Raw genomic sequence first — 7,858 nt, forward strand, 5'->3', positions numbered from 1 at the left:
CCTATACGGACGCGCTGACCGCCACCCCTAATCCGGTTATTGGGACTGCGTTCAGCCGCAACGCGGCTCGCTGGATTACAGACTGCGCAGCTCGGACAGAATGTCTTCGGCGGCCTTGCGCGGGTCTGCTGCCTTCCAGATCGGGCGACCGACAACGATGTGATCGGCGCCATCGGCAATGGCGCTGGCAGGGGTGGCAACGCGTTTCTGGTCTCCCAGATCCGCACCGGCCGGGCGCACACCTGGGGTGACGATCAGCTTGCCCGCTGCCTCGGGCAGGGCGCGGATCAGGGCGGCTTCCTGCGGGCTGGCGATCACCCCGTCGGCTCCGGCGGCAAAGGCATTTCCTGCACGCTCCTGCACCAGATCGCGGATCTCTCCGGGTTTGATCAGCGCCCCATCAAGGTCATCGCGATCCAGCGAGGTCAGGATGGTGACGGCGAGGATCTTCATGTCCTTGCCTGCCGCGCCTTCCTTGGCCGCGCGCACCACATAGGGGTCGCCATGCACGGTCAGGAAATCCAGATCGAACTGCGCCAGCCCGCGCACGGCGTTTTCCACCGTGGCGTCGATGTCGAACAGTTTCATATCGAGGAAGATCCGCTTGCCCAGCTCCTGCTTCATCTCATTCGCCAGCGCCAGCCCGCCGCCGGTCAGCATGCCAAGACCGATCTTGTAAAAGGACACCGCATCGCCCAGCCGCTCGGCCAGTTTCAATCCTTCGATTGCGTTGGGAACGTCCATGGCAACGATCAGGCGGTCGTCGGCAATCGGGGCAGTGGCAGACATGGCGGGTCTCCGGTTTTGTGAAAACGTGACAGGGGATGCGGAATTGCGCTTTCCTAATCCGCACGGGGCGGTTGGGAAAGCCTAAAAAACAAGGCATTTGGCGCAGCGCCTGCCCATGAGAATTTGATTGAGGTCAGAGATTTTGCATCTCTTTGCGGTCAATATGCTCTTGAAGAGGGGGCGAGACCTCCCAAATTGGAGTTTGAGGCCCGGACCGGGGCGTGCCGCAAAGCGGGCGCTGCCATATTGATCGGGCGCTTGTAAAAGGAGAGAGAGATGGACTTGACCAAGTTCACTGAGCGTGCACGCGGTTTCGTGCAGGCGGCGCAGACAATTGCACTGCGCGAAGAGCACCAGCGCATGGTGCCCGAGCACCTTTTGAAAGCTTTGATGGATGACGATCAGGGGCTTGCTGCCAACCTGATCACCCGCGCGGGCGGCGATGCCACCCAGGTTGCCGGATCTGCGGATGCGGCTGTTGCCAAGTTGCCCAAGGTCAGCGGCGACGGCAGCCAGATGTATCTGGATCAGCAGACCGCCAAGGTGCTGGATGAAGCCGCCAAGATTGCCGACAAGGCAGGCGACAGTTTTGTCCCGGTCGAGCGTGTCCTGATGGCGCTTTGCATGGTGAAATCCAAGGCCAAGGACGCGCTGGAGGCAGGCAATGTTTCTGCCCAGAAGCTGAACGAGGCGATTAACGACATTCGCAAGGGCCGCACCGCCGACAGCGCCACGGCCGAAGAAGGCTATGACGCGCTGAAGAAATACGCCCGCGACCTGACCGAAGCCGCCCGCGAGGGCAAGATCGACCCGATCATTGGCCGGGACGAGGAAATCCGCCGCGCCATGCAGGTGCTGAGCCGCCGCACCAAGAACAACCCAGTGCTGATCGGTGAGCCGGGCGTTGGTAAGACCGCCATCGCCGAGGGCATGGCGCTGCGCATCGTCAATGGCGATGTGCCTGAGAGCCTGCGCGACAAGCAGCTTCTGGCGCTGGACATGGGGGCGCTGATCGCAGGTGCGAAGTACCGCGGTGAGTTTGAAGAACGCCTGAAGGCTGTTCTGACCGAAGTGACTGAAGCCGCCGGTGAGATCATCCTGTTCATCGACGAGATGCACACTCTTGTGGGGGCGGGCAAATCCGATGGTGCCATGGATGCGGCCAACCTGATCAAGCCTGCGCTTGCACGGGGTGAGCTGCACTGCATCGGCGCAACCACTCTGGATGAATACCGCAAGTATGTCGAAAAGGACGCGGCCCTTGCACGCCGGTTCCAGCCTGTGATGGTCTCTGAACCGACGGTGGAGGACACCATTTCGATCCTGCGCGGTATCAAGGAAAAGTACGAGTTGCACCACGGTGTGCGCATCGCCGATGCGGCGCTGGTGGCGGCGGCGACCCTGTCGAACCGCTATATCACCGACCGTTTCCTGCCGGACAAGGCCATCGACCTGATGGACGAAGCTGCCAGCCGTCTGCGCATGCAGGTGGACAGCAAGCCCGAAGAGCTGGACGCGCTTGACCGCCAGATCCTGCAGATGCAGATCGAGGAAGAGGCGCTGAAGCTGGAAGACGATGCCGCCTCGCGTGATCGTTTGGAGACGCTGCAGAAAGAGCTGTCGGACCTGCAGGAGCAATCTGCAGAGATGACCGCCCAGTGGCAGGCCGAACGTGACAAGCTGGCCGGCGCCCGTGATCTGAAAGAGCAGCTCGACAAGGCGCGCGCTGAACTGGATATCGCCAAACGCGAAGGCAACCTCGCCCGTGCGGGTGAGCTGTCCTATGGCGTCATCCCGGGGCTGGAAAAACAGCTGGCCGAGGCCGAGGAGAAGGAACAGCAGGGTCTGATGGTCGAAGAGGCCGTCCGCCCCGAGCAGATCGCCGGTGTTGTCGAACGCTGGACCGGGATCCCGACCTCCAAGATGCTGGAAGGCGAGCGTGAGAAGCTGTTGCGGATGGAAGACGACCTGCACGCCCGCGTTATTGGTCAGAACTCCGCTGTGACGGCGGTCGCCAATGCGGTGCGCCGGGCGCGTGCGGGGCTCAACGATGAGAACCGTCCGTTGGGCAGCTTCCTGTTCCTCGGGCCGACCGGTGTCGGTAAGACCGAACTGACCAAGGCCGTGGCTGAGTTCCTGTTCGATGACGACAACGCGATGGTGCGCATCGACATGTCCGAGTTCATGGAAAAACACGCGGTGGCGCGTCTGATCGGTGCTCCTCCGGGCTATGTCGGATATGAGGAAGGCGGCGTGCTGACCGAGGCCGTGCGGCGGCGTCCTTATCAGGTGGTTCTGTTCGACGAGGTCGAAAAGGCGCATCCGGATGTGTTCAACGTGCTCTTGCAGGTTCTGGATGACGGTATGCTGACCGATGGTCAGGGCCGCACCGTGGACTTCAAGCAGACGCTGATCATCCTGACGTCGAACCTTGGCGCGCAGGCGCTGAGCCAGCTGCCCGAAGGCGCTGATGCATCGGATGCCAAGCGCGACGTTATGGATGCGGTGCGGGCGCATTTCCGCCCCGAATTCCTGAACCGTCTGGACGAGACGATCATCTTTGATCGTCTGGCCCGCGCCGATATGGACGGCATCGTCAAGATCCAGCTCAAGCGGCTTGAGAAGCGTCTGGCCGATCGCAAGATCACCCTGCAACTGGATGAGGGTGCGCAGACCTGGCTGGCCGACGAAGGCTATGATCCGGTGTTCGGTGCCCGCCCGCTGAAGCGCGTGATCCAGCGTGCCTTGCAGAACCCGCTGGCCGAATTGCTGCTGGCTGGCGATATTCGTGACGGGGACACCGTACCGGTTTCTGCCGGGGCGGATGGTCTGATCATCGGCGACCGGATCGGAACCACCGACCGGCCCAAGCCGGACGATGCCGTGGTGCACTAAGCACCTGCTTGATCCTTGCGAATGAAACGCAGAAGGCCCGCCAGAGATGGCGGGCCTTTTCTATAATTGGGGCAGGGGATGTTCAGAAGTCTTCCCAGGTCTCCACATTCCCCGGTGTGGCTGACTGCGCTGTCGCGTTGACTGTAGCCGCCGAAGGTGTTGCGACCGGGGCCTGTGCGCGCTGGGCGGCATTGAAGCGCACCACGTTCGCGCGGCTCTCAGTCCCGGCGCCGTTGCCGGTTCTGAACTGAGCCACTTGTTGTGACAGGTTTTTAGCGTTGTTGGCCATGATCTGGCTGGCGCCGGAGGCGTCTTCAACCATTGCGGCATTGCTTTGGGTGACTTCGTCCAGCTGTCCCATGCCCATGTTGATTTCGGACAGGGTCGCGGATTGCTCCTGCGTTCCCCGTGCGATGTCGCTGACGTGGCCGGAAATCGTGCTGACGCTTTGGATGATCGATTTCAGCTCCCCGCCGGCGCGGCCGACCAGATCGACGCCCGTGACCACATGGCCCGAGCTTTCGGTGATCAGCAGCTTGATCTCTCCGGCGGCATCGGTCGACCGTTTCGCCAGCGCCCGCACCTCGGAGGCAACAACGGCAAAGCCACGGCCTGCTTCGCCTGCCCGGGCGGCTTCGACCCCGGCGTTGAGCGCCAGCAGGCTGGTCTGGAAGGAAATGTCGTCGATGACGGTCAGAATGGTTGAGATCTTTTCCGAGGAGGCGCGGATCTGATCCATCGCATCAATGGCTTCCTGCACGACGGTGCTGCTGCCCTCGGCGGTGGTCTGCGCCTCTGTCACGATTCGCTCCACATCCTGCGCGCCCTGCGCAGCGGATTTGACGGTTGTGGTCAGCTCTTCAATGGCGGCTGCGGTCTGTTCCAGGGTTGCCGCCTGGGTTTCAGTGCGCTGTGACAGTTCTGCCGAAGACTGGCTGATGCCAGTCGCTGCGTGCTCTACAGTTTCCGACACGGATTTGACCGCCGAGATGACCGTTTCCAGCTGCGTGACCGCCGCGTTGAAATTTCCGGCCACGGCGCCAAGGTCGGGAATGTCAGAGACTGGAATACGGTGATCCAGCGCGCCGTCGCGCAGTGCGACCAGCCCGTGCGAAATATCCTGAATCGCCTTGCGGCGGTAGGTGATGTCGGTGCCCAGCTTGATGATCTTTCGCACCTGCCCCGCCGCGTCCAGAACCGGCGCAAAGGTCGCCTGGATCCAGACTTCGGTGCCTGATTTGGACCGCATGGGGAACTGGTCGGTGAAATGCTGCCCCTGTCCAAGCGCCTGCCACAACTCCCGGAACTGAGGGCCACTGGCATAGTCTGCAGAGACAAGCATTCTGTGGGCCTTGCCGGTGATTTCCTGTTCGGTATAGCCGAGAGAAGAGAGAAAATTCTCGTTTGCGCGCAGGATCGTTCCGTCGGGTGTGAATTCGATGACTGCTTGTGTCTTCTCTATGGCTGCCAATGTACCCAGCAAATCGTCTTGTTCTTGTGTGCGTTCTGCAGACTTGAATTTGAAAAACATTGGACCTCTTCTTCAGCAATGCATTTCCCGGCAGGCGGGATGAAGAAGAGATATTTTCGCGGTATTAATTTAGCATGAAATTTAGTGACTTATCATGAAATTTAGTGACTTATCGAGGGCCGCCGACAGTAGCACCCCGCCCGGAACCGTTGATCCCGGTCCCGGGCAATCTCTGTGCTGACCGCACACACATATATATGTGTGTGTTCAGGGGCGGCGCCTTATTCCTCGATCGCTTCGCGGGCGATGCCGTCCAGCAGTTCCTGAATCACCTGCATCTCGCCCTCGGGGAAGGCACGGAAGCCGATGGTGATCTCTTCCTCGCCGGGGATCTGGGCGACGAAGATGTCATAGGGGCAGAACATGATGTTCATCGGGTCGGCTTCCATCACCTGCCGCGACAGTTGCGCCGAGCAGAAGGAATAGACGTCAGCCTTTTCGAACAGAACGACATCAGAGCCGACATCGGCGCGGGTGCGTTCCAGCATATCGCCCACGTGGCTGATGTGATCGACCACCAGACCGCGGTCGGTGATGGCGCTTTCCAGTCCAAAGGTCACGTCGTCAAAGGACAGCGTGGTTTTGTAGCTGACCATGCCTTCGGCCTGGGCGCTGGCGCCGAGGGACAGGGCGGTGGCCGTGGTGGCAACGGTGGCTGCGAAAAAATTCATGATTTATCTCCCTTTTGTGAGCAAAGCTCGCTTGCCCGCCCCGGCGTTCCCCCTCAGTCTGGGGGCAGGGCAGGCGGTGTCTGGGCCGCGCGCCTCACTGAATATATAGGTACATAGGAGTTTTTGCATGGGTATTGCGGCGAATGCCATAGAATTCCTGGCGCTTGCATTTGTTTTTGCGCTGGGGGCGGTCGGGCTGCTGTTGCTGGTCCTGTTTCTTGTGGACCGGCTTCAGACCGAGGATGCGATCCGGCGCAACTACCCTGTCATCGGACGCTTCCGGCATCTGTTCAGCACGCTGGGCGAATTCTTCCGTCAGTATTTCTTTGCCATGGATCGCGAAGAACTGCCGTTCAACCGGGCGCAGCGCGACTGGGTGAGCCGGGCCAGTGAGGGCAAGGGAAACACGGTCGCCTTCGGTTCAACCCGCAATACTTCGGTGCCGGGCACGGCGATCTTCGTCAACGCACCTTTCCCGCCCCTTGATGACCAATACGCCAGTTCCGAACCCATGGTGATCGGTGCAGGGGCACGGGTGCCCTATCTGGCGCCCTCCTTTTACAACATTTCCGGGATGAGCTACGGCGCCCTGTCACGCCCCGCTGTCCGGGCGCTCAGCCGCGGCGCGCGTGAGGCGGGCGTCTGGATGAACACCGGTGAAGGCGGGCTCAGCCCGTTTCACCTTGAGGGCGGCTGCGACATTGTTTTCCAGATCGGCACCGCGAAATACGGAGTGCGCGATGAACACGGCAAACTGAGTGACGAAAAGCTGTGCAAGGTGGCCGAACATCCGAACGTGCGGATGTTCGAACTGAAGCTGTCGCAAGGGGCCAAACCGGGCAAGGGCGGTATCCTGCCTGCGGCCAAGGTCAACGCCGAGATTGCTGAGATCCGCGGCATCCCCGAAGGCAAGGCGAGTATATCTCCCAACCGCCACCCCGAGATCGGAACGTTCGATGATCTTCTCGACATGATTTCTCATGTGCGCGAGGTCACGGGCAAACCGGTCGGGATCAAAACGGTGGTCGGCTCCGAAGCGGTGATGCGGGAAATGTTCATGAACATCGCCTCGCGCCCGGATGATGCGCCGGACTTCATCACCATCGATGGCGGCGAAGGTGGCACCGGCGCAGCCCCCATGCCGCTGATCGATCTGGTCGGCATGTCGGTGCGCGAGGCGCTGCCGATGGTCTGTAACCTGCGCGATGAATACGGGATGAAGGAGCGCATCCGCCTGATCGCCAGTGGTAAGCTGGTCAATCCGGGCGATGTGGCCTGGGCGTTGGCCGCGGGGGCCGATTTCGTGACCTCGGCGCGCGGCTTCATGTTCTCCCTTGGCTGCATTCAGGCGCTCAAATGCAACAAGAATACCTGCCCCACCGGTATCACCACTCATGATCCGCGCCTGCAAAAGGGTCTGGTGGTTGAGGATAAGGACAAGCGCGTGGCCCGGTTTGCTCGCGAGGTGATCCACGAGGTCGAAACCATCGCCCATTCCGTGGGGGTGGCCGAGCCGCGTCAGCTGCGGCGGCGCCACGTGCGCATCGTACAGGGGGATGGCACCTCCCGTCCGATGAACGAGATCATGCCAGGTTACAGTGCTATCGCGGAGTCGTGACAGGATATGTTTTGGTCCGTGGCCTCTCCCGCGCTAGCTCTGGTGACGAACATGGAAAAAGGAGCCCGCAATGGCACGTCGCTGGACCAATACCCTGACCGAGGCTGATATCACCCCCGAAGCGGCCTTCTGGAACCGCCGCCAGATCATGGCGGGCATGGCCGGGCTTGGGCTGAGCACGCTGGCGGGCGGCGCCAAGGCCGAGACGTTGGAGCCCAACAGCTGGGACGACGTGACCAGCTATTGCAACTTCTACGAATTCGGCACCGGCAAGGGCGATCCCGCAGCCTATGCCGGACAGATGACGACCGAACCCTGGAGCGTCCGGATCGATGGCATGGTTGACCGGCCCGG

At 61.3% G+C, this 7,858-nt stretch carries 6 protein-coding genes (1 of these 6 cut by a window edge); 3 read left to right on the top strand and 3 right to left on the bottom strand.

Annotated features, from left to right (window positions below):
• Window positions 1–75: 75 nt before the first annotated feature.
• Window positions 76–789, bottom strand: coding sequence for an orotidine-5'-phosphate decarboxylase (gene pyrF / locus AAFO90_RS01620; RefSeq protein WP_347508285.1), 714 nt, complete (start codon window positions 787–789; stop codon window positions 76–78).
• A 276-nt stretch (window positions 790–1,065) separates the two neighbouring features.
• Between pyrF and clpB the strand changes: the two genes are divergently transcribed.
• Window positions 1,066–3,684, top strand: coding sequence for an ATP-dependent chaperone ClpB (gene clpB, locus AAFO90_RS01625; protein WP_065271774.1), 2,619 nt, complete (start codon window positions 1,066–1,068; stop codon window positions 3,682–3,684).
• An 82-nt stretch (window positions 3,685–3,766) separates the two neighbouring features.
• Here the strand turns inward: clpB and AAFO90_RS01630 are convergent, their stop codons facing one another.
• Window positions 3,767–5,215 carry a methyl-accepting chemotaxis protein gene (locus AAFO90_RS01630; protein WP_347508286.1) on the bottom strand — a complete coding sequence of 483 codons (1,449 nt, stop codon included), beginning with the start codon at window positions 5,213–5,215 and terminating at the stop codon, window positions 3,767–3,769.
• Between the two features lie 221 nt (window positions 5,216–5,436).
• A complete protein-coding gene (locus AAFO90_RS01635) occupies window positions 5,437–5,811 on the bottom strand; it encodes a DUF302 domain-containing protein (RefSeq protein ID WP_347508291.1) in 375 nt (124 codons plus the stop codon).
• Between the two features lie 202 nt (window positions 5,812–6,013).
• On the opposite strand from AAFO90_RS01635, the gene AAFO90_RS01640 reads away from it, so the two are divergent.
• Both AAFO90_RS01640 and msrP read left to right on the top strand, forming a co-directional pair.
• Window positions 6,014–7,504: an FMN-binding glutamate synthase family protein gene (locus tag AAFO90_RS01640; protein WP_347508287.1), complete on the top strand. Its 1,491-nt coding sequence runs from the start codon at window positions 6,014–6,016 to the stop codon at window positions 7,502–7,504.
• A 70-nt stretch (window positions 7,505–7,574) separates the two neighbouring features.
• Window positions 7,575–7,858: the 5' portion of a protein-methionine-sulfoxide reductase catalytic subunit MsrP gene (gene msrP / locus AAFO90_RS01645; RefSeq protein WP_065271770.1), read on the top strand. 616 nt of this gene lie beyond the right edge of the window; only the first 284 of its 900 coding nucleotides appear in the window; the start codon lies at window positions 7,575–7,577; its stop codon lies off the right edge, out of view.

It is taken from the genome of Phaeobacter sp. CAU 1743 (assembly GCF_039839315.1).
Classification (GTDB): Bacteria; Pseudomonadota; Alphaproteobacteria; order Rhodobacterales; family Rhodobacteraceae; genus Phycobacter; species Phycobacter gallaeciensis_A.